We start from the raw sequence: 26,980 nt of genomic DNA, 5'->3' as shown, positions 1-26,980 counted from the left end.
CATGACCACCCCCGATAACAAACCCGACATCAACGCCGAGACCTACCGCGTCTTCGCCATCCGCTATGCCACCCTGCGGCGCGATCCGCACCACTTCGTGCTGGAGCCGCACCCCGAGGTGATCGACCCGCATGAGGGCGGGCGGGTCATCGACTATTTCGTCTGGGTGATCGTCGGCCGCGGCCGCATCGTCATGGTGGACACCGGCTTCAACCAGGCGGCGGCGGACAAGCGCGGGCGCAACTTCCTGGGCTGTCCGGCGGCGGCGCTTGAGCGTCTGGGCCTCTCGGCCGAGCGTGTGGACGAAGTGGTGGTTACCCACCTGCACTACGACCATGCCGGCAACCTGGACCGCTTCCCCAACGCGCGCTTCCACGTCCAGCGCAGCGAGGTCGCCTTTGCCACCGGGCCGGACATGCGCCACCCCGTCTGCCGCGCCCCCTTCGAGCCAGAGGACGTCTGCCACCTGGTCACCTACAATTTCGCCGAGCGGGTGCGCTTCCTGCACGGCGACGGCGAGATCGCGCCCGGCATCGGCGCCCACCTGGCCGGCGGCCACACCGCCGGCATGCAGGCGGTCAGCGTCGAGACGGCGCGCGGCAAGCTGATCCTGGCCTCGGACGTGGCGCACTTCTTCGACCAGATGGTCTGGCGCAACCCCTTCCCGGTGGTGGTGAACATCCCCGCCACACTGGCAGCCTACGAGCGCATGCGCGAACTGGCCCAGGTGCGCGACGCCAAGGGCGAGATCCACGACCGCCCCGACCTGGTCATCCCCGGCCACGATCCCCTGGTGCAGGAGCTCTACCCCACCGTGGCGGAGGAGACCATAGAGCTGTCCGCCGAGCCGCTGGGGGAATCGCCGTTAAGCAAGGTTTGGACGCTGTAGGCGTCGTTGGTGCCGAGGGCCCCCTCGTAAAGACTCAGGGTAGGCGTTTTGGCCCAAAACCTAGCGTCATGGTGAAATGAAATGACCCCCTTCGAGACGCCACCTTCGGCGGCCCCCTCAGGACCGCAGAGCCTCGAAAGCCTGTCCTGAGCTCGTCAAAGGGCGCCCTGGCACAGACGGTCGGGCCAGTACCGGCCGCTGCTGTGTTGCTACCAAACGGGTTATACTATTTTCGCGAATATGATATAACACCCTGGCAGTGCAACCTTGCTTCGCATTTGAACGGTCTTCCTGCGATGTTAAAACAGATTTCGCATGTCCACCAAACGATCTACAGCGAACTTGCGCAGAGGGCCCTGGATGCCTCCTTTGTCAGTGAGTTCGATACGACAGGGCGTTTTGTCCCTGTACAGGTCAAGGGGAAGCGGTACTGGTATTTTGATGTTCCGGATGGCGAAGGGGGCCAGACACGCAGATATGTCGGCCCCGGTGATGATCAGGAGATCGAAGACAGGGTCAGGTTTTTCGACCAGTTGAAGGCCGATATGCGCGAGCGCAGGAAACTCGTTTCCACGCTTGTGCGAGAGGCCTACCTGCCACAACCCGAACGACTGACGGGAAATATCATCGAAGCACTCGAGAACGCCGGCTTCTTCCGTTTAAGGGGTGTCCTGGTCGGAACCTTGGCTTTTCAGGCTTATTCGGCACTTCTGGGGGTCAGGCTGCCCAAGACTGCAATGGTCACTTCGGACAGCGATTTTGCGAAGTTCCACTCGATATCCGTTGCGGTCCAGGACAGCATGACAAGGGTGCTGGACTGTCTGAAATCCATTGACGAGAGCTTTCGGGAAATTCCGCATCAATCCGATGGCCGCATGAGCACGAAATACGTGAATGCACACGGCCACCAGGTCGAGTTCCTGACCCCGAACCGCGGATCCGATGAAAACCAGGGGCACCCGACCCGCATGCCCTCGCTCGGCGGGTCATCCGCGGAACCACTGCGATTCCTCGATTATCTGATCTACAATCCCGTAAGAGCGGTCCTCCTGCATCGAGCCGGTGTGCCCATAACGGTTCCGGCGCCGGAGCGTTATGCGATCCACAAGCTGATCGTCGCCAGCCGCCGTCGAGCACAAGGCGACAGCACCATGAAAAGTCACAAGGACCTGCACCAGTCGGAGGTCATCATGCAGGCCCTGCTGCAACAGCACCGGGAAGATGACCTGGCAGAAGCCTATATGGAGGCACACAATCGCGGACCCGCATGGCAGGCGGCGATAACGAAGAGCTTGAACCAAATTGAAGACGGCAAGCGCCAATCCATTGAAGACGGCATTGCGAGAGGCATTGAACGCCTGGGAGAAGACGTGAAGCCCTACGACCTGAACGGGCACGCGCCCCCCAGCCCTTGAAGCGGAGAACGCCAGCGGCGCAGCCTGGCCCCGTGACCCGCTCCTTCGAGTGCGCTGAGCGCATCCTCAGGATGACGCCGTTACTTTATGGCCCGCTCCCCCTGGCGTCATGGTGAGGTGGCGTCCGCAGGACGCCCTCGAACCACCTCGCCACAGGCGGAAAAATCGGGGAGAACACTGGCGGCACGGGCCCGGCCATGGGAGAACCGGCCAAAAAAGCGGTCATTGTTGCGGTCACATTGGTCCTTACCTTAAAAGTAACTCCATGATATGAATTAATTATACTGAGAAAAACTTCGGCCAGGTAACCGGCCATAAAGGAGGATCTTGTGACATCCCGGAACCCCATGAAACCACAGGATGATGGTGAGCCGGTAACCCTGTTCGAGCCGCTTCTGGTCAGCGAAGGCGCACCCCAGCGGGCCGAACTGAACGACCTGGCCCTGGAGCTGGCAGCCCGCGCAGCCGCATTGCACAGCCGCCTGCCCGGATCGATCGCCGTGGCGTTGGCGGGCCTGATCCGCTCCATGAATTGCTATTACAGCAACCTGATTGAGGGGCACAACACGCACCCCATCGATATCGAGCGTGCCCTGAAAAATGATTACAGCAATGATCCCGGGAAGCGCGACCTGCAGCTCGAGGCGCGCGCCCACATTGCCGTTCAGGAATGGATCGACGCAGGCGGCTTGCCCGCCGCGCCGACGGCGCCACAGACAATTTGCGAGATCCATCGACGATTCTGCAGTCTGCTGCCCCAGGACCTGCTGTACGTGACACTGCCGGACGGTGGAGAGACCGTACCTGTCGTCCCCGGCGCCTTGCGCCAGCATTATGTGGAGATCGGCCGCCATGTGGCCATCAGTCCGGGGGCCGTCCCCCGTTTCCTGGAGCGCCTGCATCAGGCCTATGATCGGGCTGGCCGCCTGAACGCGATCCTGTCGGCGGCCTGGGCGCATCACCGCCTGCTGTGGGTTCACCCCTTCCTGGACGGCAACGGCCGTGTCGCGCGCCTGATGTCCCATGCCATGCTGCGCCAGTCCCTTGATACGGGAAGCCTCTGGTCGGTGTCACGCGGCCTGGCGCGCAACGAAGCCGCCTACAAGGCTCATTTGGCCGCCTGTGACGCACCGCGCCGCGGCGAGCGGGATGGCCGCGGCAACCTGAGTGAGACCGCGCTGGCCGACTTCACCACCTTTTTCCTCAACACCTGCATCGACCAGGTCACCTTCATGGAGGAGTTGATGCAGCCCGAGCGGCTGCGCGACCGCATCCTGATCTGGGCGGAGGAAGAGATCCGCGGCAACCGCCTGCCGCCGCGCTCCGATGCCGTGCTGCGCGCCCTGCTGTACCAGGGGGAACTGCCGCGCGGCCAGGTGACGGAGGTCCTGGACACCAGCGAGCGCACCGCCCGCCGCGTCACCGCCGCGCTGCTCCAGTCCGGGGCCGTCCAGTCGGCCTCCTCCCGGGCTCCGCTCCACCTGGCCTTCCCGGCCCGGCTGGCCGGCCGCTGGATGCCCGGCCTGTTCCCGGAGCTTTAGGGGGGTCCTTAGAGACACCGCCTTCGGCGGCCCTCAGGGTGAGGCAATATAGTGATTTCAACTTGTTATAAACCATCCTCACGCTGAGGTGGCCTCCGCAGGAGGCCCTCGAAGCGCGCTGGCACCGGCTTCGCCCTCAGCCTCCCCCGTCAGCAGGCGCTCATAGGCCGCCAGCGAGGCTTCCCAGCCGAAGTCGGCCGCGCGCGCCTTCTGCACCTCCGGATCGGCCGGGGCCTCTACGGCGCGCAGCAGGGCCTGGGCCAGGGCCCAGGCATCGCCCACCGGAGCCAGGTGACCATAGCGGCCGCCTTCCAGGATTTCCGCCGTTCCGCCCGGCGCATCTGTGGCCACCACCGTGCGGCCGCAGGCCAGAGCCTCGATCACCACGTTGGGCAGGCCTTCGAAGCGCGATGACAGGGCGAAGACATCCGATTTTGCGATCCAGGCCAGGGGGTTCTCCTGATAGCCGACAAAATCGATGGCCTCTTCCAGCTCCAGCTCCTGCAGCAGGCTGACCGCCCGAGTGATCTTCTTGCTGCGGCCGTTGGCGTTGGCCAGGGGGCTGTCGTCGCCCACCACCAACAGGCGCAGGGGCCGGGTCTGGCGCGCGAGGGCCAGGGCGCGGAACAGCGTCTCGTAATCCTTCTGAGGAGAGATACGGCCCACGGCAACCACCACCGGCACGGCGCGATCCGGAACCAGCCAGGGGTGGTCCACCGGCGCGGCCGACAGCGCCTCCACGTCGCCGCTCAGTGTCGGGCTGTGGAAAACCTGAATGGCCTGGCGGTCCAGCCCACAGGTCTGGGCCAAGTCGTCGGCCACGGCGTGGGAGACGGCATGAACCCCGGACACCTGGTCCAGGGCGCGGCGCAGGGCCGGCAGGAAGGTGCGCCCGCGCGCCTTGTTCTTGGCAGACAGGCCGCCTGTCAGGTGCGAGCGGAAAGAGGCGACGATGCGTGTGTGGCTCTTTGCGAGGCGCCGCGCCAGCGTGGTCGAAAAAATGAAGTCCGGCATGGGCGCGAACACGGCGCGCGGCTGCTCCTCGCGCAGATAGTCTGCCATGGCCGGCAGGATGCGCAGTGTGGGGAATCCGTTCACAGGCAGGACCAGGGGACGCAGGTTGACTGGCAAGCCCCCGGGATCGGCCGCTACCACAGAGCAGCGGGCTGCCAGAGCATTGCTCGAAGATAGGGCTATAACCTTCAGCCCATTATGATCGGGTGGAGTCAGTTGCCCTTCGTTCTCAGCCAGCAGCAGGTCCACTGGCCAGCCGCGTTGCAGCAGACACTCCGCAATCAGAAGCGTCATGCGTTGAACGCCACCAGGCTTCAGGTTGGCGCAACACAACGCGATGGCGTTACGGGGGGCATTGCCCGTCGGTACGTCGTTCTTGAGGGATGTCCCCATGAAAAATGAAACTCGCCCCAGTGTAGAAACCGCAGTGAACCTAGGCTGCAACTGCCAGCGGCTCAAGTCTGTTATTGAATGGGAATCAGCTGATCCTGGAAGAAATTTCGAGGGTGCTGCCCGAACTTGCGACATGATCTCTTCGACAAGCTCAGGACAGGCTCATCGACGCCCGCCACTATCGCGCTCTGCACCTCTGGACCAAGTGTGACCCACCTCCATCAAACGCCATTGCCTCCGCGCGCGCTTTCCTATACCCAGCGCTCCATGAACAAGGTTCTTCGCATGTTCTTCGCCGCCGAGGGCCCCGGCAAGTGGAAGGTGCTGGCCTGCCTGTTGCTGGGCAACATCGTACAGGGCATCGGCATCGCCGGGCTGGTGCCCCTGATCGCCGTGGTCAGCGACAGCGCGGACCAGGAGCCTTCGGCCGCCGCCCGCTATATCCTGGACGGCGTGCGCGCGCTGGGCGTCGAGCCCAGCCTTGAGGTCCTGCTGCTGATCGTCGTGGGCGGCATTGGGGCCAAGTCGGCCATCAACCTGCTGGCCATGCGCTATGTCGGCTATACCGTGGCCGACATCTCCACCTATATGCGCCGGCGCCTGTTGACCCATCTGTTGAATGCGCGCTGGGCCTATCTGGCGCAGCAATCCCTAGGCGCCATGGCACAGACGGTGAACCAGATGGCGGTGCGCGCCGGCCAGGGCTTCAAGCTGTCGGCCACCATGCTGTCCAACGGGCTGGAGGCCGCGGTCTATATCGTCGTCGGCTTCTTCGTCTCCTGGGAACTCTCCCTGGTCGCAATGGCCATCGGCCTGTTGATCACGGTCTCGCTCAGCCGCTTCGTGAAACAGGCCCGCAAGGCCGGCAAGAAGGACGCCGGCCAGACCAACGAGCTGTCGTCCCTGCTGTCCGACGCCTTCCTGGGCATCAAGTCGCTGAAGGCCATGGAGCGACAGGCCGACTATGTCGCGCTCATCACCAACAACATCAAGCGCATGCGCAAGACCATGCGGCAGAAGGTGATCAGCAAGGAGAAGCTGACCAATGCCCAGGAGCCCCTGTTGGTCCTCTTCCTGGCAGGCGGCTTCTATATCCTGATCGAGATCTTCCAGATGCCCATCGCCCAGCTGCTGGTCATGGGCGTGATCCTGCAGCGTACGGTGAAGACCATCAACAAGCTGCAGCAGCAGTACCAGCAGGCTGCGGTGATGGAGGGCTCCTACGACATCCTCTATGACATGGTGGACGAAGCCGCGGCCCAGGCCGAGGACCGCGGTGGCAGCAAACAGCCGAGCCTGGACCAGGGAGCACGCTTCCAGAACGTCTCCTTCGCCTATGCCGACCAGGACGGGCCGGTGCTGCACGACCTGTCCCTGGAGTTCCCGGCGAGGCAGCTCTCCGTGCTGACCGGCCCCTCGGGCGCCGGCAAGTCCACGGTGACCGACCTGCTGCTGGGTTTCCGGCAGCCGACCAGCGGGCGCATCCTGGTGGACGGCACGCCGCTCAACGAACTCGACCTGGTCGCCTGGCGCCGGATGATCGGCTATGTGCCCCAGGACCTGATGCTGTTCACCGAGACGGTCCTGGCCAACATCACCCTGTTGAACCCGCACTTGACGGAAGAGATGGCCATCGAGGCCCTGAAGGCCGCTGGCGCCTGGGACTTCGTGTCCAGCCTGCCCGAGGGCATTCACACCCAGGTGGGCGAACGCGGCGCCCGCTTCTCCGGCGGGCAGCGCCAGCGCATCTCCATCGCCCGTGCGCTGGTGCACCGGCCCAAGCTGTTGATCCTGGACGAGGTGACGAGCGCGCTGGACAGCGCGACTGAAGAAAGTATCTGTCGGACGATGAGGGAATTAAGCCAGGAGATCACCATCATCGCCATCTCGCACCGGCCCAGCTGGATGGAGGTGGCGGATGCGGTGCACAAACTGGAAAGAGGAAAGTTAACTAAGGAAAAGACAATTAAAACATGTAATTATTGAAAAATATGCATCTAATTTTGATGTTACTCCTCAATCACATGTAAAGATTTGTACAAATGGCGTATATTGATATATTTGTAATCAGGAAATCTGTTTTTTATATCATTTAGTTCATTTTTATATAGGTAAGGAAATTTACGATTCCTCTTATTATCTACATTGCGCTTCTTCTTTAATTTTTCTTTGAAGTTATTTTTTACTTTCTTTAAATAGCTAATATTTATATTAGGCTGGTCTTCAGATTTATATTTATGTAATATATTGCATATATTATTTATGGCGCAATTATTAAGTAAGTTATAATATCTATTATTTATTAGTTCTTCTTTTAACTCCGATTTAAATGAATAATTATTATTATAAATAGAATCAATTATTTTTAATACATCATATTTATTGTGTGTTACTGTGCTTAGTGCATTAGGTACTTTCCTGTTTACGACACTTTCAAAGGGAACGTATGCAATGGGAGGAACCCCAATAGCGTAAGCTTCAACGCCAGTTGTGCAGCCATTGTGTATTAAGGCTTTAGCTGCCCTTATCCATGGAGTAATGCTACCTTTAAATACTACATGCACATTTGACTTTTGTTTTATTTCGTCAGTCCAAATAGATATCCTTTCCGATGGATGAGGCCTTATTACAAAATTTATATCCTTTCTATTTTCAGATAAATAATCAATTAATTTTACAAATTCCAAAAACATTTTCCTCGTATCATTTATTTTTTTTACTGTGTTTTCTTCATCGTGTAATGAATTAATACTACCATTTTCTTTTCCTTGCTTTATCAATTCATCTGTAGTCATGTATCCATTGGATAAAGTAAAATTAGAGGATATTAATATATAGTTTCCATATTTATTAATAATATCTGATATTTCCTTGCTATGGTAATCGGAAAAAACATTTTTCCAAAAATCAACCCTGGGAGATCCGGTCATATATATATCGTTAAATCTATCTGAATATCTTTTTACCCAATATTTATAATCATAATTCCCCCAACACATAATTGCACTTGTCATAGACATATTATATTCAGAACTTCTGAAGGATAAGAATTTGTCATACGTATCGTCTAATAGGCCTCCCTCTTCATCCTGGCTTATTATTGAGAAGCCTTTTTCATATACTTCTTCTAATTTACTACTTTTGTCCTGGCTTATACATTTATCAAAATATATCCCCTTCGGAAGAATCCCTTTTCTAATACCAGAAAGTATATGAACATAATCTCCTATTATTACACGAAACCCTCTTCGCGCCGCCTCGAGCCCTAATAGAGTTCTCCCTTCTATTTCTCTTGCTTTAACTTCTATAATTATATAAAGAACAGGTTTTTTAGATTTACTATTCATTGCCTTTATTATCTCTATAAGTATTAAAAAAATATGTAATCGCATCGCCTTTTTTATAAGATCTAGGCGATAAATTGCTAATGATTTCCGTTAGATGCTTCGGCTTCAACCCAAACCCAGGCCGGATCGCCCGCACGTTCGTCTCGGTAAAAACATCGCCCTCCGCAATATCCTGGACGGCATAGAGGGAACGTCGGAAGATCCGGCTCTTCCGCTCGTCCCCCGTCACCTCATAGGACACCTCGCCCAAGGCGCTCCAGGCGGTGCGACTGTCGTCCACCAGGCGCTCTAGTTCCTCCGGCTCCAAGGAAAAGACGGCATCGGGTCCGCCGTCTTCGCGGCGCAGGGTGACGTGCTTCTCAATCACACGCGCGCCCAGCGCCACCGCAGCCACGGAGGTGGCCGTGCCCAAGGTATGGTCCGACAGGCCGATGGGCGCATTGAAGCGCCCGGCCATGTCCGGGATGGTGCGCAGATTGCTTTCCTCGGGCCGCGCAGGATAGCTGCTGACGCAATGCAAAACCACCAAGTCCCGGCAGCCGCCCTTACGGGCTGCGGCCACGGCTTCCTCCATTTCCTCCAGGTCGGCCATACCGGTGGAGATGATCATGGGCTTGCCCTTTGAGGCCGCATATTCGATCAGGCGCAGGTCCACCGCCTCGAACGACGCGATCTTGTAGGCCGGCGCGCCGAGCTCTTCCAGGAAATCCACGGCCGTTTTGTCGAACGGCGTGCTGAAGACCGTTACACCCAGCTCGCGCCCCCGGGCAAAGAGGGTTTCGTGCCAGTCCCAGGGGGTATGCGCTTCCTGATACAGCTCGTAGAGGTTACGCCCTTTCCACAAGCCCTCGGTGATCTGAAAATCCGGGCCGTCGCAATCCAGCGTCATGGTGTCGGCGGTATAGGTTTGCAGCTTCACCGCATCGGCGCCGGCCTTGGCCGAAGCCTCCAGAATCGCCAGCGCCCGCTCCAGGCTGCCGTTATGGTTGCCAGACATCTCGGCAATGATGTAAGGGGGTAAAGCTGGATCCGTCAGCTGTTTTGATATCTCGTTCACAATTACTGTCTCACTACGGTCGGCAGGTCCTTGATATACTTGTTCCGGCATTCTCGCATGAATCCGTGAGCCTCGAACAGTTTTCGCGATGGCAAGTTTCCGTCAAGAACCGTAGCCTCCAAGCGCCTTGCAGGAGCAATTCGGCTTGCAAGCTCCAGAGAACCACGCGCCACACCCTTGCCGTGATACTCCGGAAGCACAAAAATAGAAACCTCGCGAACATCGTCCAGCTCGGTACTGTCAAGCCTGAGCACTCCGCAGTCCCGACCCTCGATCTGGATGATCCAGAAGCAATCCCTGTCATTCCCAAGCTTCTTTTCGAACCATTCCTCATGTTCCGGCCAAGTGGGCGGGGCTGGCGTTCTCGAGAAGTCCCGAATCCCGGGCAGCTGCTGCCAATGGAATAGCATCGCACAATCCGCTTCCTCGACAAGACGAAGTGTGACGGAGTTGCCCTCATTCGTATTCGCCTCATAGAGTCGAGGCAGGATCCTCAAGGTGCCCCAGTCATCACAGATGGCGGCTGCCTTCTCAGAGATCGACTGTAGCTTCTCCGGTTGCGTGCAGGCCTCTTCCAATGCACATGTCACCTTGTCAATTGCCAGATCCTGCCAGTGGCCCAGATCGATGGCGGCGCCTACGGTTACCAGCTGTGCCGTGATCATATCCTGATTGTCGGCAATGTTTACGATCAGTGTCGGCAGGCCGAGGCAGCAGCGCTCCCAACTGCTGGTGCCACCGGCGCCTATAGCCAAGTCCGCCTGGGCCATCAGGCCCGCCATGTCTTCTACATAGCCGTGAAGAGTAAAGCTCTCCGACAGGGGCGGCAGGTCGCTTCCACCCGACCCGACCACGACATCGACGACCAGGTCCAGATCAACCCGCTGAACCGCTTCGGTAAGGGTAGGCAACAGGCCACGCACGTCGAAGGAACCCAGGCTGATCAGCAGCCTGTGCGGCCTGTCCATCTGCCGTCGCCGCTCCAGTGTTTCCGCGCGCAGTTCCCGGAAGCGCGGGCGCAGGGGGGCGTTGTCCGGCCCCGCCATGATGCGCGCATCCGCGGGCAGCAGACCCCTGTAATCCTCTTCGGAGCGTCCCAGGGTCGGATCCACCAGAAGATCACAGTCATGGGGGCGGTCCGCCAGATCGTCCAGGACCAGAACGCGCACGCCTTGGCTGCGAAACATGGTCTCCTCGTCTACGGCCAGGCCATAGTGGTCGAAGATGACCAAGTCGAGAGGATCAAGGTCGGTCAGCTGATCTCCCGATGGCATGCCGTTTTCGGGAACCAGGACCCACTCATAGCCAGACGAGCTGAGAGCTGGGACAACGGTGCCGGACTCTGCACAGGATGCAAAAATGCACCGCCATCCACGCTTCGCAAGCTCGTCCGCAATGGTCAAACAGCGCCGCAAATGCCCGCCCCCTATGTCACGACTGGCATCGGTGCGGAAAAGGGCGGCTTGGGTCATTCGTTTCCCTGACCCAATTTCGAGGCAGCGGCAAGCCTGCACGCCCAATCGTAATCTTCCCGCGTATCGATATCGATGGCCCGGTTAGGGGGCAATTCGTATCCCACTAGGCGTTGGCCGTAAAAGCTCTGCTCCTGAATGAAAGCCCCAGAACGCGCCCAATAGAGGGTGCCATTACTGGCGCACATAGCTGGATATTCCTGAGACTTCAGTTGTGCGGATTCCGGCCAAACGGCCTTTAGATATCCGTCTTCCGAACGCAGCGCCTTAAAGGGATGAATGGGATATTCACTGACCCCCATGACATAGTCAGCCTCGGGAGGCCCAAACAGTCTTACACGTGAGTCCTGCACATCCTGCATCGTCAGGAAGGCCGCCGTGGCATAGAGACAGCAGAAAGCATCGAGTTCGGTGCCTTCCTGTTCCAGGCGCCGCAGCGCATCCAGGCACACCTGGACAACAGTGGCCTTGTCAGTTGCAAGCTCGGTGTCCCGTTCGAAGACTTCCGCACCAGCTATTCTTGCGATTTCCGCAATCTCGGTATCTTCCGTCGAGACCACTACACGCTCAAACAGCCCGGATTCGCGTGCCAGGCGGATGGGATGAGCTATCATGGGCCGGCCGCCGAGCGGCAGGATGTTCTTGCGCGGCAGGCGCTTCGATCCGCCCCGTGCCGGAATGATGGCAACGGCCCGCATGCTAACCCTGCTTCAGGTCCGAGGCGGACAACTTGGTGCCCGCCATTAGATCCCGGGTAAAGGCAGCATCCGAAAAGCGCTCGTAGTCATCGGGGCCCAGGCCATCGCCGGGGCGGCAGAATTCCACTTTCGCCTCATGCAAGTGCTGTCCGGCCTGGACATCTTCCAACAGGAAGGTGCTGCGCCTGATCCTGTTCCGCTTTGCTTCCTCATCCGGATGAAGAATGCGGCGCGGCTGACCCAAAGCGGTTTCCACGTCGCGCACGGCCTTTACGAAGGCATGCATCTCGTCCGGTTCCAACGACATGACATGCTCGACGCTGCGCGTGGTCTTGTCTTCTGTAATGGTCTTCTCCACCAGATTCGCCCCCAGGGCGATGGCGGCAATATCCATGTCGCGCCCGGGACTGTGGTCGGAGAAAGCCGCCGGGAAATCGGGAAACATCTGCTTCAGCGTCATGATGATGCGCAGATTGACGCTATCCAGATGCGCCGGGTAACCGCTGGGACATTGATGAATGATGATGTTGTCGTTTCCTTCCGAGCGTATGGCATCCACCGCCGTCTCGATCTCACCTAGAGTCGAGTTTCCGGTATCGAGCTGCAGACACATTCCGGTTCGCGCAGCTCGGCGCAGCAATGGCAGGTGATTCACATCCGCCGAGGCGATCTTGATAGAATCACAAGCCAGCGATTCCAACAGCTCGATCTCGTCCTCGAAGCCGATGGTGGCAAAGAATGCCAGGCCCAGCTCGTCGCAAAAGGTCTTGAGCTCCCGCCATTCCGGATGAGACAGGGCGCGCCGGCAGAGAATATCATAGAGCGGTTCGCTGACTTTCTCGGTCCGGCCGCTTTGCCGGTCCACGAGCACTTCGTAGTCGAATGGCATTGTGCGATCGGCCACCAGACGATCCGGATCCAGGATCTGGAACTTGATGGCATCCGCCCTTGCCTCCGCTGCCAGGCGCGATAGCCGCTTTGCCGACTCGAGGCCATCATGAGTCGGGCCCGCCTCGAAGGTAATGAAACAGGGCTCCCCGTCTCCAACGGCACGCGTTCCGAACCGAACCATTCCTAAGCCTCCGCAATCGTCTTGAGTTCCGCAACCACACACTCTACATCCGCCTGCTCCATCTCCGGAAACAGTGGCAAGGACAAGCAGGCCTCGTAATAGGCATCGGCGCCGGGCAGCCCGACCCTGCCATAGCGTGCCCGGTAATAGGGCTGTCGATTGACGGGCAGGTAATGCACCTGCGTGCCGATGCCGGCAGCCTTCAGGCGCTGCATCACCTCGGCACGCGACAGGTCCAGGGCGCCATAGTCAATCCGCACGGCATAGAGGTGCCAGCCGCTGCGGCAGCGCGGTGTGCGCGCCACGGGGCGAATCACTGGAGACAGCGCGGCCAGTGCCTCGTCATAGGCCTTGGCCAGGGCGCGTCGGCGATCGAGGAAACGGGGCAGCCTGCTCAGCTGGCTGAGCCCCAGGGCACAGTTGATCTCGCTGGCGCGGTAGTTATAGGCGATCTCCGGCATCTCGTAGTACCAGGGATTGGCCGCCCCCGTGGCGTCGAAGGCCTGGTCATGCTCCGTGAAGTCGGCCGGATCGCGCGTCATGCCATGGTTGCGCAGGCGGCGCAGGCGTTCGGCCAGCTGTGGATCGCGCGTGGTGACGGTCCCGCCCTCGCCCATGGCGATGGCCTTCACGGGATGGAAGGAAAAGGTGCAAAGCGCTCCGTATCGGGCGGAGCCAAGGGGCACAGCCTCTCCATCCTCTGCCACCCAACTTCCGCCCAGGGCATGGCAGGCATCCTCCACCAGGGTCAGGCCCTGCCGCTCCGCCTCGGCGGACAGGGCCTCCAGCTCGGCGCAATGGCCGTTCAGGTGCACGGGGAAGGCCGCCTTCACCGGCGGCCCTGCGTGCCGGGCCAGGGCGGCGCGCAGGTGCTCGGCCTCCATCAGGCCGCTGTCCGGATCCACATCGGCAAAGACCACCTCGGCACCTGTGTAGCGCACGGCATTGGCCGTGGCCAGGAAAGTCACCGCGGGCACCACGGCGGCCGTGCCGGGGCCCAGGCCGATGGCCAGGGCGGCCATGTGCAGCGCCGCCGTTCCGTTGGCACAGGCCACGGCATGGGGGGCGCCTACGGTCTCGGCCAGGGCCGCCTCGAACTGCCCAACTACAGGCCCGCCGGTCAGCGAGCCGCTGCGTAGCACCTGCGCCACCGCGGCGACATCTTCCTCGTCGATGGAATGCCGGCCATAGGGCAGAAAGGGGCGGTCCGCCTGGCTCATACCCGTGCGGCCTCGATCATGCGCTCGATCGCTTCGCCCTCCAGCCATTGCGGATTGCGGTCGCTGGAATAACGGAAGCCATCCTCAACCGGTTGAGGGTTGAGCGCATCATAAGCCTCGGGCTTCCAGAAGCTGTGCGTCGGCTGGATCAAGTAGCGGTCCTCCAGCTCCAGCGTCTGGCGCGAATCGTCCTCGGTGATCATGACCTCGTGCAGCTTCTCGCCCGGGCGGATGCCCACGATTTCGTGCGGCAGGTCCGGCGCCAGAACGCGGGCCAGGTCGACGATGCGCGTGCTGGGGATCTTGGGCACGAAGATCTCGCCGCCCTGCATCATGCCGAGCGAGGAGAGGACGAAATCCACCCCTTCTTCGATCGCGATCCAGAAGCGGGTCATGCGTTCGTCGGTGATGGGCAACTGCGTGGCACCGTCGGCCAGCAGCTTGCGGAAGAAGGGAATGACACTGCCACGCGAGCCCATGACGTTGCCATAGCGCACGGCGCAGAACCGCGCCCGGCCGCCGCTGAGGTTGTTGGCGGCGACGAAGATCTTATCGCTGGCCAGCTTGGTCGCGCCATAAAGGTTGATGGGGTTGGCCGCCTTGTCGGTGGACAGCGCCACCACCCGGTCGACGCCACAGCGCAGGGCCGCCTGGACGATGTTCTCGGCGCCATGGATGTTGGTCAGCACGCATTCAAAGGGGTTGTACTCCGCCGCCGGTACATGCTTCATGGCGGCGGCATGGATCACGTAGTCCACGTCGCGCATGGCCATTTCCAGGCGGTCGCGGTCGCGCACGTCGCCGATGAAATAGCGCAGGCACGAGTGTCGCTCCAGCGGAAAGCGCTGTGCCATCTCGTACTGCTTCAGCTCGTCGCGGGAGAAGATGATCAGGCGCCGGGGGCTGTAATGCTCCAGCACACGATTGACGAAGGCCTGTCCGAACGAGCCGGTTCCGCCCGTGACCAGGATGGATTTGTTGTCCAAAGTGAAGCCTTCGGTTACACGAAAGCCCTCCGGCTCTACTCGTGCCCGCTTATCAGGTGTCATACAATCCGCCGAATGAGATGAACGCAACCAGCCTTGCTCGCCCGGTACTTGCCCGAACAGGCATTTGCATGTAAAGCGCAAGCAGCAGATAGGGTCAAGCCGATGCTACACCCCGCATCAGAGGCTGACTGAGAAGGACGGTAAAATCAGAAGCCACTGCCCATACCTTCCCTGCTGGGTTTCGATAGCCGTTTCCATTCAGAATGCTCAGGATTCACAGACCACAGCATGAAATCAAGGTTATACAGATATCGGCCCTATTACCTTCTGCGACCGCGATTGTGGCAAGAGCCCATAAAACCCATCGATCTGCGTACAGCACTCTCGGTCGAATGGGGCTATAGCTATATCCGTATTCCCAAGGCCGCGAACAGCACCATCATGCGGACCCTGCATCAGAACTTTCCAGAGTCGCGTATTACCGCACAGCGTGTCGGCGACATAAAGAAGCAGTACCTGCACTACAGCGATCTTACCCTGAAACAGGCCCTATCCCTTCCCCGCAGGTTGTTCACATTCACGGTCGTTCGAAATCCCTATTCCCGCGTGCTCTCCGCCTACCTCAACAAGATCGCTGAAGATCGTATGCCGGAGCACAAGAAACACAGTGCCCAGATCGAAGGATACGACGATGGCCAGCTTTCGTTCCGTGGCTTCTGCCGCTACCTGGCCGAGGGAGGAGAGCGGGACAATCCCCACTGGATGCGCCAGACGCGCATCCTGGGTATCGCCGACCGGATCGATTACCTGGGAAAGGTCGAAACCCTGGACGATGACCTGGCAGCCATCGTGCGGCGCATCTCTCCCACTGTAGACTTGACCATCGAGCGGAAGGGCCAGCAGACCAACGCGTCCGAGAAACTGCAGGCGTACTACGATGCGGAATGTCGACATATCGTGGAGAGGGTCTATGCCCGGGATTTTCAAGAGTTGGGCTACTCAAAAGAGCTGTGAGCCCGCCCTCAGACCATCCGCGCCAGCAGGCGTAGGTCCTGTACGGTCAAGGTATCTTCGGCCAGAAGGTCGTCGGGTTGTGGCCGCCATTCCGACTCCCAAGCAACATAAATAAAGTCCAAGCCATAGTGGCGTGCGACTTCCCGATCCACCCGGGAATCCCCCAGCAACAGTCCCTCTCCGGGTCTCAGGTGGTCCAGCCCGGCGCGCCGCATGTTCCGGAACTTGTCGCCGGGTGAGCCGTAGATGCCCCGGAACCACTGCGCCAGGCCGCGTTCCACGAAGATCTCGTGCAGTTCCGCCTCGCTGCCGCCGGAGTTGACGTAACAGGCGATGCCCCGCGCCTGGAGAGCGGCCAGCAGCTCTTCCACGCCAGGAATCAGGGCGCAATCCCTAAGGCCCTGGCGCACTATTTCGCCATAGCGGCCCACGGCCTGCTTTGCCGGCTCCTCCGGTGTGCTCATGGCCTTCATGTTGCGAAAGAAGTGGTCGAACTTCACCTGACGCGCAATGCCGCCGTTGGCCTGGTGCCAGGCGACGAAGTCGGCCACCAGGGCCGGGTCCTCGCCCTCCAGCGCCTGGGCGAAGGCCGCGGACTTCAGGCGGTTGGAGGCCAGGATCACGCCGTCGCAGTCGAAAACCGCAACGCGGTAGCGCGCGGGCTGCATCAACGTCTCGCCTGGATCACTTGGCAGCAGCCCGATCGCGAAAGATCTCGCGCACCCGCACCAAGTCCTCGGGCGTGTCCACGGCGACGGAGCTTGTGGAGACCTCGATCATCTGCACCTCATAGCCCATCTCCAGGAAACGCAGGATCTCGATGTCCTCCACCTGCTCGTGCGGTGTCTTGCCGCCGCGTGCGGCAAAGGCCGCCAGGGCGGCGCGCGGGAAGGCATAGATGCAGACCTGCTTGTGCGACCAGTCGAACACATTGTCCTTGCGCGCCGGAATCTCCCCCCGCGACATGTAGAGCAAGCGCCCGTCCAGGCGCGTCACCAGCTTGGGCACGGTGGGGCTGCGGTACTCGCGCTCGTCGGCGATGGCGCACATGGCGTTGAAGATGCGCTCGGGCTCGGCCTCGGCCCGCGCCAGCACGGCGCGAATATCCTCGGGCCGGATCAGCGGCTCGTCCCCCTGGACGTTGATGAAGGTCTCGGCCTCGATCTGCTGCGCCGCCTGGTACACCCGGTCGGTGCCGGTCAGGCAGTCGTCCGGCGTCATCACAACCTGCGCCCCGCCGGCGCGCCCGGCCTCGGCGATGCGATCGTCGTCGGTGGCGATGAAGACCTGCTCCGGACTGGTGGCCGCACAGCAGCGTTCCCAGACATGCAGGATCATCGGTCGCCCCTCGATCTCCACCAGCGGCTTGCCGGGATAGCGCGAGGAGGTGTAACGGGCCGGGATGACGATGGCTGCCTTGGTCTCGGGGGCGGCTTTTGGCACGGGCGGGTTCCTTCCGGTTGGTCCTGATCTGGTGGTGGCTTTATACGTAGCGCCCTGACCAGACCTCATCCTGAGGAGCCGCCGACAGGCGGCGTCTCGAAGGATCGGCGGCCAGTGCAGGCGGCACCATTCGTATATATCCCCGGCACAACCGTCTGTGCCGGCATCCTTCGAGGCTCCGCTTCGCTCCGCACCTCAGGATGAGGCTTCGAGGCTCTGCGCTGGCGCCTCAGGATGAGGTCTAATCTACAGTTAAATCTCTCAATGCCTCACATAGCATAAACGGAGGTGGCGGTCAGGTTATAGCGCGTGGGCGTCAGCGAGGTGACGGGCAGGTCGGGGTTTTGCGCCTGGAAATCCTCCAGGAAGCCGTTCATGGCGCGAAACTTGTCGCTGGCGCCGTCATAGCCGTCGAAGCCGGCCACCAGGATCTCGCGCGCCCCGCCGGCGGCGGCCGCAGCCATGGCATAGGCGGCCACCAGGGGCGCCGGCACGACACAGCCGTTAGGCGTCACCTGCAACTCGTGCCGCTGCACGGCCATGCCGTAGTCCAACACCTCGCGCCCTTCGAGCTGGCGGCGCAAATCGCCGGGCAGGCTGTCCTTCGGGGTCAACAGCGGTTTCTCGCGCCAGCCGTCGGCAGAGCCCAGCAACTGCAGCATCCGGCCGGGATGGCAACAGGCAACGCTGTCGGCCAGGTCGGCCGGCACGAAGGGCAGGGGGTTGAGTGCGATCACATGAGGACGCTCACGCGCAATGAAGCGCGCCAGGGCCGGCCAGTGCCGCTCGGCCGAGGGGCCGGCCGCGATCAGCAGGACCTGCTGGCCGGCAAAGGCGCCATCGGCCGACCAGCTGCCGTCGGCCTGGGCGAACTGGCCCAGCAGGGCGTTGTCCACGCCCGAGGGGCTATAGGCCCGCCCCCCGGAGCGGCCCAGCACCTCGATCAGCGCGATGATGTCGTTGGCGTCGAAACGCTCGTCCGTCAGCATGTCCTGCACATAGGTCGGGTGCACCTCGTGCAGCCCGGCCAGGTAATAGAACAGGTTCTTGCCCCAGCCGTAGTGCGCGTGCAGCCCGGCGATGCCGTTGTTGGCGAAATCGTAGAGCGGCGCCGGGCGAACCTCCTTAAGGCCGCGCTGTTGCAGCTCGGCAGCCAGGTATTCCATCTGGGTGTTGCCCGCACCGCGGCCCATGCCGCGCACCGTGGCGTCGATCCAGCTGGCCCCGGCGTCCAGCGCCGCCAGGCTATTGGACACGCCATAGCCCATGTTGTCATGGCCGTGGAAGCCCAGGGGTCCGTTCCAGGCGCGACGCAGCGCGGCCACAGTCCCCTGCACCGCCGCAGCGTCCATGTTGCCCAGGGAATCGGCGAAATAGAGCGCCTCGACGCCGCCGAAACCCACGGCTGCACGGGCCAGCTCGCCCAGCCGCTCGGGCGTGCAGCTGTTGGCCTGCATGATGTTGAGCCCGATGCGATAGCCCAGGCGCGACAGCTCGGCCACCAGCGGACCGCAGGACTCGACCTGGCCCACGTGGGCGGCGATGCGCACCAGATCGACAGGCGAGTCCGCGGCGGGCGCGAAATGACGTCGGATCAACTGCTCCGGCCCCGGTTCCTCCTTCAGGTAGTCGCCGGCATTGATCATGACGCCGTAGGTCAGATTGCCGGGCAGGTCCAGGCTGTCCAGGAAGGCGTCGGTGGTATAGGCGAAGGGCCCCAAAAAGCGGGACTTGGGCGTGAAACGGAAGCCGATCTCGACCACGTCCACGCCACAGCGCGCCATGGCCGACAGGTAATCGCGCACCAGTGCGGCGTCGAAGTCCCAGTCGTTGTAATAACCCCCGTCGCGCAGGGTGCAGTCGAGAAGTGTTAGGTCGGTATGCACGTCATTCACCCCCAGAACACGGGAAAAGGTCTAACCAAAGCCGCGACGGACTTCAACGCTCGCCCAAGCGCCTTTGCATGTCATCGATAAAACGCGGCGTCTCATCCTTGGTTTTGTCGATGATCATGTTGCGTTCCATATAGGCCCGCACCCGTTCCAGGCTGTCGGGCGCGCTGTAGAAGGCGTTGATGTCCTCCAGCTTGAACTGCTCCAGGCTCTCGCCACCGATAACGGCATGTTCCCCGACATAACCATAACGGTCGTACCTGTAGGCATCCAACCCGTACAGATACAGGCAGGGCGTTCCTTCCAGCAGGACCTTCAGGATCGCGGTCGTATTGCCGCTGATGCAAAGGTCGATCGCACGCGCGAACTCTTCTATGCCGGCCGTCCTGTCGAAGATCTCGCAGTCGATGTCCTGGATATCGCTGTCCGTAGTCCTGGGATGCGGCTTGTAGAGCACCCGCGCGGGGCGCAACGTCCTCTGTACGCCGGCCAGCAAGCGATTGAGCTCCTCGCTATCGGGATAGACATTGGTGGTGATTCCGATGACAGGGCTATCCGGCACTGTCCTGAAGCTGAGGTCTTCGGCCTTCCCGCCATAGACACGACGGTTCATGACTATGGAGCCATAACTGGCCTTCAGTCTGTCCGCCAGGAGGTTGTTGATGCAGATAGCATAATCCACCCGGAAAGGGGGACGAAAGCTGTGATGTTGCCAGTACTGGTAATAGATCACCAGCGCCCCGAATTTCCGGGCGGCCCGGGCAAAGGCGATGCGCCGAGCGCCCAGATCGGACACGATGGCCAAGGCCGCAGGCGGACGCTCCGCAAAGCGGCGCTCCGCGACGGCCTCGTACAGGAAGAATTTCAGGAAATCCCGGCCGATCCGCGCAGAGTAGCGCCTGCGGATCCAACTGTAGCGCCGCAGGACTTTCCCCAGGCGCCGCTTGAGGAAACGATGCCCAAGAAGGAAGGAAAAAAGGGGAATGCGCTTGCCATAGGAAATCGTGTCAAAGCGCGCTGACTCGAGGATCCCCGTGATGAAGGTTCGGACTTCACGGGTCTTGTGCGAGTTGCTGGTCAGCAGGATGGCGCCTGTTTCATAGCCTTTGATGAACGGCATGGGCGTACAGGCAACAGCAACCAGGTCCTTGGCCACCTCCCACAGCAACGCTACCCCTTGCAGGGGAGGCCGCTCGTAACGAGGACGCTGATTTCGCCCGAGATAGCGCAGAACCGCGAGAAGCGAGCTGTCCATGAACGCAATACCCTTGCCAGTGTTTGAAAGGGCTAACGCCGGAACAGGTGCTTGATCTTCTTCATGAGGCTCTCTTGCCGTGCCCGCTGCCGGGCAACGCGTTCGAAGGAGGTGCGCCCCTGGGCCCTGAAAGCTGCAGCCGCCGCATTGTAATCCATCGGCTTCACATAGCGGAAGACGGCACAGCTCGTATTGTCGACCTGATACTCGATGGGCTCGAAATAGTCCGTATTCTCTGCGAAGAAGTCCCGCTGGTCCGTGAACTTGCCGTCCGGCTTACTTTGGTAGTAGTGGAAGTCCATCATGTAGAGGACCGTCTTGCCGGGCACCATGTGCGGCCCGAAGGTCTGCATGGTATAGAGAAAGGGTTCGCCCTCCTTGGCGGCGTCGAGGACGAACAGGCCGATGTCCCCCTCGGTCCAGCGCACCTTCTCGATATCGCCCTGGTGAAACTGGATGGGTACACCAAAGGGCGCCAGCGCTTCTCTCACCCAGGGCAGGGTATCCTGGTTCTCCCTGAACTCCACGCCCCAGGCCCTGGCCTTGTCCAAGTGCGTCGCGCGGCAACGCCATTCGTCGAAGCTGTGCAAGGGAATATCCCTGCCGGAATCGCGCACGCCCAAGGCGAGATAGGCGGTCCCCGAACCGAGCCAGCTTCCGACCTCGACGATACTGTGCCCCTCCTCGACCTCGGCTGCCGCACGCCTGAGCCGGTCGCCTATGGCATGTCCGCCCATAGAGGGGATTCGGGCGGCGATGTCTTCGAGAGAGGCAGGAGTCGTATCGGTCATGGGCGTTTCACTGGTAAGTGGAAGAGGCTTGATTGGCGCTTAAGCGGCTGATGGTCAGAACTGTGCACGTCGGGTGGATATCCTCTCATAGAGGGTATGCCATCACAATCAAGCCTTTCGCATTCTGTTGGCGAAGCTGTGGTGCGTCGAACCGCGGTCTGAGGCACGGTAAGCCAGGATGAGGAAGGTCCTCAATAAACCGCCGCAAAAACCGCCAGTGCGGCATAGATCACCAGACCCAGGCCTGCCCGGACATAGCCGCGACGGCGTTGGCGGCGAATCGCGTCCTCGCCCTGTGTTTCCGGCGTGATGCCCTGCGTTTCCATCAGGGCCTCCAGGTGCCGCACCACGCGGTCCCGCTCGTTCTGGGGTATGCGCGCCGGCTGCCGGAACGAACGCCCCAGGGGCACGGCCAGGTCCTGGCGGTACAAGCTGGCGTGCAGCTTGGGCAGGTCGCGGGGCGCAGCCTGGAACAGCCGGCGCAGGCCGTAGCGCAGGCGCGACAGGCGCTGGCGGCGCAGCGGCAGGGGGAAGATCGCCAGCGGCCGGCCCAGGCTGGCCACCTCCACCATCATGGAAATGCTGTCGCCCGTCACCACGAAGCGGTCCGCATGGGCCAGCAGGCCCAGATAGGGGTTGTTGCTGGTGGTGGGATTGCCGGGCGCGTCCGGTTCCCAGCGGAAGAAGCGCGCGCCGGGCGGCAATGCGGCCAACAGCGCATCGGCCACCTCGGGCGGAGTGCGGCGGCTGGTGGTGAAATAGAGCGTGCCGCCCTCGTCCTGCTGCAAGGCCTCGATCCGGGCAACCAGGCGGGCCATGGCCTCGGTGTCCAGGGCGAAGGGCTTTGTGGGCCCGCCGATCAACACGGCGGTCAACGGTCGCGGCAAGGTTTCCAATGCGTCCTGCCACTGCGCCCGCTGTTCGGCCAGGCGGTTCAGATCCACGCGCATCAGCGGCAGGTCCAGATTGATGACGTTGGCCCGCTGGGGCAGGTGATACTGCGGCGTGCCGACCACCAGGTCGAAGGCGTCGAAATGCTTCTTGGGCCGTCCGATCAGGGCCACCTTGGTGCGGCCGCCCGACTGCTGCTTCACCCACAGCGCGGCCATGGAAGGCCGGCGCCCGATGGTCAGGATCAGGTCGGGCCAGGGCGGCTCGAGCCGGTCCGAGGTCTCGGGATCGATGTGATAGAGATCGGGACGGAACTCCGGCTTTCCATGGACATAGGGCGTGCGGAAATTCAGGTGCCGACGGACCACGGGCCAGCCCAAGGCTTCGGCCAGCGCCTCGACCTGCGCGTTGTCGCCCAGCTTGTCGCCCAGCACCAGCCAGACGACCGGCTCGCTCGTCTCTCGGGGCATATACATGGCCTGCCCACAGGGCCTATCGCCCTGCCCCTTCTATGCAATGCCGACCCCCAGTGCATTGCAGTTGAAACTTCTTGAATTTTAAAGTGTTTTCACGCTCTTGTCTTTGCGTTTCGAACACCTTGCCATAAGTGGTAAGGCACTCTTGCCTTCTTGCCACAGTCTACCTCTCTCAAGTACAAGATTGCCCCGTCATACCTTCACCAGGCGCCGCGCCGCATCGCCGATACGGCCGCTCAGGCTGCGCTTGACCGGAAAGAAACCCGCCGGCCTTGTGACATAGCTCTCGCCAATGAAGTTGACGAAGCGGCGCGGCACCTCGGTGACCGAGCGCGGGGTCACGCCGTGCAGGCTGCGCGGGGTGTTCAGCCAGAGGATGATCGTGTTGGCGCGATAGGGCACCTGGTCGACCGCCTCGATGAACTCTTCCGGAACGTTCAGCTTGCGATCATGGTAATAGCGATCATCGGTCAGGCGATAGAGATTCAGGTTCCCGCCCTCCGACTCGTCGTCGACACGGCGAAAATAGAGGATCCCGGCAAACAGCTTGGCGGGATTGTCCACATGCGGCACGCGTACGGAAGAGACCTCGGTGACCGGGCTGTTCATGCAGAACTGACAGTCCATCATGACATCGGCTTGCAGGTTCTCGGGCGTCTTCTCGCGCCCGCCCTGGCGTACGCCGCCGGTCAGCTGCGACAGCGGCTTGCCGAATCTCTGAGCGATGTCCGGATATTCGCGGGCGATGGGCTCGGCCCAGAACGCCAGGCATTCCTCCAGGAAGGCCTGCGAAGAATGATAAGCGAAGAAGTCACGCCAGATATCGGGCATCTCCCCGTCGTCCAGCACGTCGGGCGCCGAGCGGGAATAGAGCTTGTTGTTGGCCAGCGGCCCGGGGCCGGCCACGCGCTCCAGCGCCGGATAGGCCGCCTCGAGCTCGGCGTAATAGTCCGGATCCAGGGCATTTTCCGCGATCAGGTAGGGAAAGGGTTCCTGGCGAATATCTGCCGAGTCCAGATTCTTGAGAACAGACTGTGCCATCCCTTGTCTCCTGCAGGTGTCATGCCTGTTGGTTCCGTTCTTTAAGCACCGCTCGACCAAGGGGGTCAAGCGGCACGAGGCGGCGCCGCGTCGGCCAACACCGCGCAGGCGCCCAGGAAAACCTCTTGGGGGAACTCCGTGGTTGCCCATCGAGATTTCAGCCCCGATGCCGCCAGGTCGGCGAAGCTGCCCCGGAAATAACCGCGCTGCCGGACATAGAGGCGCCGCCAGCCACTGGCATTGGCTTCGCGGAACGGCTCCACGCCGAAATAGGCGCCGTTGGCAACGCGCGCAATCTCGCCCAGGGCCTGCAGGCGGATGGCCTCCATCTGCTCCAGGGCCAGCATGGAATAGACCAGGTCGAATTGCCCTGTTTCGAACGGCATGGCAGCCGCGTTCCCCTGGACGAACTCAATGCGTCGAAAAGCCTGTTTGTCCTCCAGGGGCTCCGGCGCGAAGGCCTGCAGCGCAGAAGGCAATTCATCGTGCTGCTGCTGGAAGCCCTGCGCGGCAGCCACGCCGACCTCGGTCAACTCCAGGCCGGTAAATGAGACCTCGGGAAAGCGCCCGGCCGCCAACAACAGGTTGATGCCGTTGCCGCAGCCTACCTCCAGCACGCGCCGTGGGCGCAGTCGCTCGATCACCCGGACCAGCAACTGCTGCCGCACGCGCGTGGCCCCCACGTCGCTGGCCAGGAAACACTCCTTGCCCAGGTGCCACGGAATGGGTTTTGTGCCTCCGCCCTCAGGGTCATAGACGGCGTAATCCAGGCCACTCCAGGCCTTGCTGTATTCCTCAAGCACCGCATCGGAGGTGCGCCCCTGGCTGCGGCCGCCCGTCAGGTGCTGCCGCAGCAGACGCTTGAGAATGCGGCGTTTGCGGCGGAACAGGTCGCGCTTCCATTCCGAAGCATCGCAAGGCACCGGCCGGGCGAACGGCAGGAAAAGCTCACGCAGATCCTGTGAGGTAAGTCCCAGATCCAGCTGCGCCAGGTGCGAAAAGGGAACGGCAGGGGTCTTCATGCCCGTGCCCCCGCCGCCGTTCTTGCCTCGCCATAGCCAAGCCGGGGGTCCAGCTGCCGGGCGACCATTTCATCGATCGTTGCCAGTTGCGCCGATGTGAAGTGTCGGCGATAGCCCTGCGTGCCGCCCTCGCGCACCTTGAAGGCCTGTGTCTCGCCGATCTGGGTGGGTTTCAGGCGCTCGCCCTGGAAGAAGCCGCTGCGCTCTTTCTCCTTGAGCGAGGGGAAGGAGGCGAAGTCCACGGCGACCTGCAGAATCTCGGGTGGAGGCTCCTCACCGAGCACGGCCATGGTTCGGCCCAGTTCCTCCACAGGAGCCTCCCATAGCGCCTCGTAGGTGATGAAGCTGGCCTGCTCGAACTGTCCGGCCTCTGCGGCCCAGAGATTGTAGCGGTGGATCACCCGCTGGAGGCCGAACTCCGGATCCAGCAGGAAGTCGTAGAGCGACAGCTGGCGCACCCGTTCTGGCACCTGCTTGCGCAGCAGTTCGCGCGGCGTCGCCCGCTCGCGCAGGTGATGATAAAAGGAAACGGAAACGTCGCGCGGGTCGCGCAACAGGAAGATCACGCGCTGTTTCGGCCGGGCACGGGCCAGCAGCTGACCCGACCCGTGGCGACGCACCTCCAGGCCGTCGCCGAAATAGACGAAGGGCACGGTTGGCGCATGGCGCTGAAGGTTGCCGTAATGGATCAGCAGGTCAGCCGGTGTGCCATAGAGCCGGTGATAGACATGGCTGATCATGGCGCGCAACCAGGTGCTGCCGCTCTTGGCGTGGAAGCAGACCAGGATATCCGCCTGCCGCAGCGCTGCGGCAAGCTTGCGGTCGCGCCGCTGCAGATGCCAATGGTCCCGGAGATGGCGGATCAGACTCATCCCCGCGCCTCGATGTTGATGGTCAGCGTGCGGCGCAGCGCGTCGGCCGGGCCGTTCATGGGCCGGACCGAGTGCCAGGAATTGAAGGTCTTCACGAAGACCACCGCCTGGTTCGGCTCATAGGCAAAGCTGTCCAGCAGCTCCATCTCCTCGAAATCCGCCTTGTAATTCATGCGGTTGAACAGGCGCGTGGCGTCCTTGGGCCGGTTCACCTCCGTCGCCCCGCCCCAGGCCGGGTCCCATTCGCCTTCTCGGGCCATGGAGATCACGATGGTCACGATCTTGCCCGGCTCGTCGGTGTGGGGAATGACGCTGCCGCCATCGGCCGGCAACATCGAGAACTCGAAGCGCGCGCGCAGCTTGGGCGCCAGCTCCCAATAGCGGCCCTTGGCCACGTTCTTGGCATACTTGCGCAGGCGCTTGGCCGCCGACAGCGGCGCATCGAAGCCCAGGTCGATGTTCTGTTCGCGCAGGCTGTCCATCACGCCATAGATGAAGGCATCGCTCTTGATCCAGCCGTGCAGATCGCGCCAGACAGGCGTGTTGTGGATGAAGTCCCGATAGGCCCGGGCGTTGAACTTCTCGGACAGCACATACTTGTGCCCGACCTTGCCCAGGTAGTGGAAATGCTCCTTGTTCGGATAGGCCTCCAGCAGCCGGGCATAGGCGTCATCCGGAAACAGCGGGCGCGCCACACCGATGGGAAAGGGATCATGACGCAGGGCAAGGTTTTGTAGCTGAAACTGCATGGCTAACCGGCAAACTCCTGTCGAACAAACCCTTCCCCTGACGTCGCGCAGCTTAGGCAAGGCCAGGCGCGGCTGCAACGAAAAGAGGTGGGGAGTCAAATAGCATAGACCTCATCCAGGAGACCTTTGCGCGGTAGGTGCTTGGCACTGAGCTGAGGCATGAACGCTGCTCAATACCTTCGATCAGGCAGATTCATGGAGAGCTTTTGGGTGATTTGCCCTTGTTTGGGGTTTTTACGGGCAGGTTCGGACAAATTCCGGACAGACTCAGCCTGCAAGCAACCTGTCCAGGCGTCTGAGGTTGTAGGCAAAGCAGGCCAGCGTAAGGCAGGCCGTGTTGCGCGCCAGCGAGAAGTGCGGCAGGCGGTTCAGGCGATAGGAGCGTTTGAGCGTCCCAAAGACCTTCTCCACCGGCCGCCTGGCCAGG

The 26,980-nt window shown here is 61.3% G+C and carries 24 protein-coding genes; 5 read left to right on the top strand and 19 right to left on the bottom strand.

All coding sequences use genetic code 11. From position 1 onward, the window contains the following. The first annotated feature begins 1 nt into the window (after position 1). From BP38_RS0107585 to BP38_RS0107575, 3 genes are all read left to right on the top strand, one after another. Positions 2 to 889: an N-acyl homoserine lactonase family protein gene (locus tag BP38_RS0107585; RefSeq protein ID WP_051609107.1), complete on the top strand. Its 888-nt coding sequence runs from the start codon at positions 2 to 4 to the stop codon at positions 887 to 889. Between the two features lie 296 nt (positions 890 to 1,185). Then, entirely contained in the window at positions 1,186 to 2,304 is a 1,119-nt protein-coding gene (locus tag BP38_RS0107580) for a nucleotidyltransferase family protein (RefSeq protein WP_026987234.1), read from the top strand. A 329-nt stretch (positions 2,305 to 2,633) separates the two neighbouring features. Beyond that, positions 2,634 to 3,845: a Fic family protein gene (locus BP38_RS0107575; protein WP_211250261.1), complete on the top strand. Its 1,212-nt coding sequence runs from the start codon at positions 2,634 to 2,636 to the stop codon at positions 3,843 to 3,845. A 78-nt stretch (positions 3,846 to 3,923) separates the two neighbouring features. On the opposite strand, the gene BP38_RS19605 is transcribed toward BP38_RS0107575, so the two are convergent. Continuing rightward, complete coding sequence (locus BP38_RS19605; protein WP_162175135.1) at positions 3,924 to 5,252, bottom strand: glycosyltransferase; 1,329 nt, start codon at positions 5,250 to 5,252, stop codon at positions 3,924 to 3,926. Positions 5,253 to 5,459: 207 nt separating this feature from the next. Between BP38_RS19605 and BP38_RS19600 the strand changes: the two genes are divergently transcribed. Continuing rightward, complete coding sequence (locus BP38_RS19600) at positions 5,460 to 7,238, top strand: ABC transporter ATP-binding protein (RefSeq protein WP_155992295.1); 1,779 nt, start codon at positions 5,460 to 5,462, stop codon at positions 7,236 to 7,238. 23 nt (positions 7,239 to 7,261) lie between these two features. On the opposite strand, the gene BP38_RS22175 is transcribed toward BP38_RS19600, so the two are convergent. From BP38_RS22175 to pseB, 7 genes are read right to left on the bottom strand one after another with little or no spacing between them, the layout of a single operon-like run. Then, positions 7,262 to 8,599, bottom strand: coding sequence for a surface carbohydrate biosynthesis protein (locus tag BP38_RS22175; RefSeq protein WP_162175134.1), 1,338 nt, complete (start codon positions 8,597 to 8,599; stop codon positions 7,262 to 7,264). Next, complete coding sequence (pseI, locus tag BP38_RS19595) at positions 8,592 to 9,656, bottom strand: pseudaminic acid synthase (RefSeq protein ID WP_245602362.1); 1,065 nt, start codon at positions 9,654 to 9,656, stop codon at positions 8,592 to 8,594. The genes BP38_RS22175 and pseI overlap by 8 nt, the downstream gene beginning before the upstream one ends. Before the next feature lie 2 nt (positions 9,657 to 9,658). Beyond that, positions 9,659 to 11,128: a UDP-2,4-diacetamido-2,4,6-trideoxy-beta-L-altropyranose hydrolase gene (gene pseG / locus BP38_RS22545; RefSeq protein ID WP_155992293.1), complete on the bottom strand. Its 1,470-nt coding sequence runs from the start codon at positions 11,126 to 11,128 to the stop codon at positions 9,659 to 9,661. Continuing rightward, on the bottom strand, positions 11,125 to 11,826 hold the full coding sequence (locus tag BP38_RS19585) for an acylneuraminate cytidylyltransferase family protein (RefSeq protein ID WP_035724223.1): 702 nt from the start codon (positions 11,824 to 11,826) through the stop codon (positions 11,125 to 11,127). The genes pseG and BP38_RS19585 overlap by 4 nt, the downstream gene beginning before the upstream one ends. 1 nt (position 11,827) lies before the next feature. After that, positions 11,828 to 12,898: an N-acetylneuraminate synthase family protein gene (locus BP38_RS0107545; RefSeq protein ID WP_026987232.1), complete on the bottom strand. Its 1,071-nt coding sequence runs from the start codon at positions 12,896 to 12,898 to the stop codon at positions 11,828 to 11,830. Positions 12,899 to 12,900: 2 nt separating this feature from the next. Then, positions 12,901 to 14,118 (bottom strand): UDP-4-amino-4,6-dideoxy-N-acetyl-beta-L-altrosamine transaminase, encoded by a 1,218-nt coding sequence (gene pseC, locus BP38_RS0107540; RefSeq protein ID WP_026987231.1) that lies wholly within the window; start codon positions 14,116 to 14,118, stop codon positions 12,901 to 12,903. After that, positions 14,115 to 15,167, bottom strand: coding sequence for a UDP-N-acetylglucosamine 4,6-dehydratase (inverting) (gene pseB, locus BP38_RS19580; protein WP_035724220.1), 1,053 nt, complete (start codon positions 15,165 to 15,167; stop codon positions 14,115 to 14,117). The genes pseC and pseB overlap by 4 nt, the downstream gene beginning before the upstream one ends. 228 nt (positions 15,168 to 15,395) lie before the next feature. Here pseB and BP38_RS19575 point away from each other — a divergent pair, with 228 nt between their 5' ends. Then, positions 15,396 to 16,121, top strand: a complete 726-nt coding sequence (locus BP38_RS19575) for a sulfotransferase family protein (protein WP_081816529.1) — start codon at positions 15,396 to 15,398, stop codon at positions 16,119 to 16,121. Positions 16,122 to 16,129: 8 nt separating this feature from the next. On the opposite strand, the gene BP38_RS19570 is transcribed toward BP38_RS19575, so the two are convergent. The 11 genes from BP38_RS19570 to BP38_RS23320 all read right to left on the bottom strand — a co-directional run bounded on the left by BP38_RS19570 (position 16,130) and on the right by BP38_RS23320 (position 26,964). After that, complete coding sequence (locus BP38_RS19570) at positions 16,130 to 16,789, bottom strand: HAD family hydrolase (protein WP_035724218.1); 660 nt, start codon at positions 16,787 to 16,789, stop codon at positions 16,130 to 16,132. A gap of 16 nt (positions 16,790 to 16,805) precedes the next feature. Further along, entirely contained in the window at positions 16,806 to 17,564 is a 759-nt protein-coding gene (locus BP38_RS0107520) for a 3-deoxy-manno-octulosonate cytidylyltransferase (protein WP_026987230.1), read from the bottom strand. Positions 17,565 to 17,833: 269 nt separating this feature from the next. Next, the gene (locus BP38_RS0107515; RefSeq protein ID WP_051609102.1) at positions 17,834 to 19,450 is read right to left on the bottom strand and encodes an aldolase catalytic domain-containing protein; all 1,617 of its coding nucleotides are present in this window, start codon (positions 19,448 to 19,450) and stop codon (positions 17,834 to 17,836) included. Between the two features lie 52 nt (positions 19,451 to 19,502). Beyond that, positions 19,503 to 20,711: a hypothetical protein gene (locus BP38_RS0107510; protein WP_155992291.1), complete on the bottom strand. Its 1,209-nt coding sequence runs from the start codon at positions 20,709 to 20,711 to the stop codon at positions 19,503 to 19,505. Between the two features lie 32 nt (positions 20,712 to 20,743). After that, a complete protein-coding gene (locus tag BP38_RS19565) occupies positions 20,744 to 21,502 on the bottom strand; it encodes a class I SAM-dependent methyltransferase (RefSeq protein ID WP_051609101.1) in 759 nt (252 codons plus the stop codon). A 191-nt stretch (positions 21,503 to 21,693) separates the two neighbouring features. Next, positions 21,694 to 22,869 (bottom strand): mitochondrial fission ELM1 family protein, encoded by a 1,176-nt coding sequence (locus BP38_RS19560; protein ID WP_051609100.1) that lies wholly within the window; start codon positions 22,867 to 22,869, stop codon positions 21,694 to 21,696. A 192-nt stretch (positions 22,870 to 23,061) separates the two neighbouring features. After that, entirely contained in the window at positions 23,062 to 23,910 is an 849-nt protein-coding gene (locus BP38_RS0107495) for a 2OG-Fe(II) oxygenase (protein WP_026987227.1), read from the bottom strand. A gap of 65 nt (positions 23,911 to 23,975) precedes the next feature. After that, positions 23,976 to 24,932, bottom strand: a complete 957-nt coding sequence (locus BP38_RS0107490) for a class I SAM-dependent methyltransferase (protein ID WP_026987226.1) — start codon at positions 24,930 to 24,932, stop codon at positions 23,976 to 23,978. Then, positions 24,929 to 25,804: a sulfotransferase domain-containing protein gene (locus BP38_RS0107485; RefSeq protein ID WP_026987225.1), complete on the bottom strand. Its 876-nt coding sequence runs from the start codon at positions 25,802 to 25,804 to the stop codon at positions 24,929 to 24,931. The genes BP38_RS0107490 and BP38_RS0107485 overlap by 4 nt, the downstream gene beginning before the upstream one ends. Next, positions 25,801 to 26,553 (bottom strand): hypothetical protein, encoded by a 753-nt coding sequence (locus tag BP38_RS0107480; RefSeq protein WP_026987224.1) that lies wholly within the window; start codon positions 26,551 to 26,553, stop codon positions 25,801 to 25,803. The genes BP38_RS0107485 and BP38_RS0107480 overlap by 4 nt, the downstream gene beginning before the upstream one ends. Positions 26,554 to 26,820: 267 nt before the next feature. Then, complete coding sequence (locus tag BP38_RS23320) at positions 26,821 to 26,964, bottom strand: transposase (RefSeq protein WP_081816487.1); 144 nt, start codon at positions 26,962 to 26,964, stop codon at positions 26,821 to 26,823. Positions 26,965 to 26,980: the final 16 nt, after the last annotated feature.

It is taken from the genome of Fodinicurvata fenggangensis DSM 21160 (assembly GCF_000686045.1).
Taxonomy (GTDB): Bacteria; Pseudomonadota; Alphaproteobacteria; order Kiloniellales; family DSM-21159; genus Fodinicurvata; species Fodinicurvata fenggangensis.
This window is presented reverse-complemented; position numbering and strand designations above follow the sequence as displayed.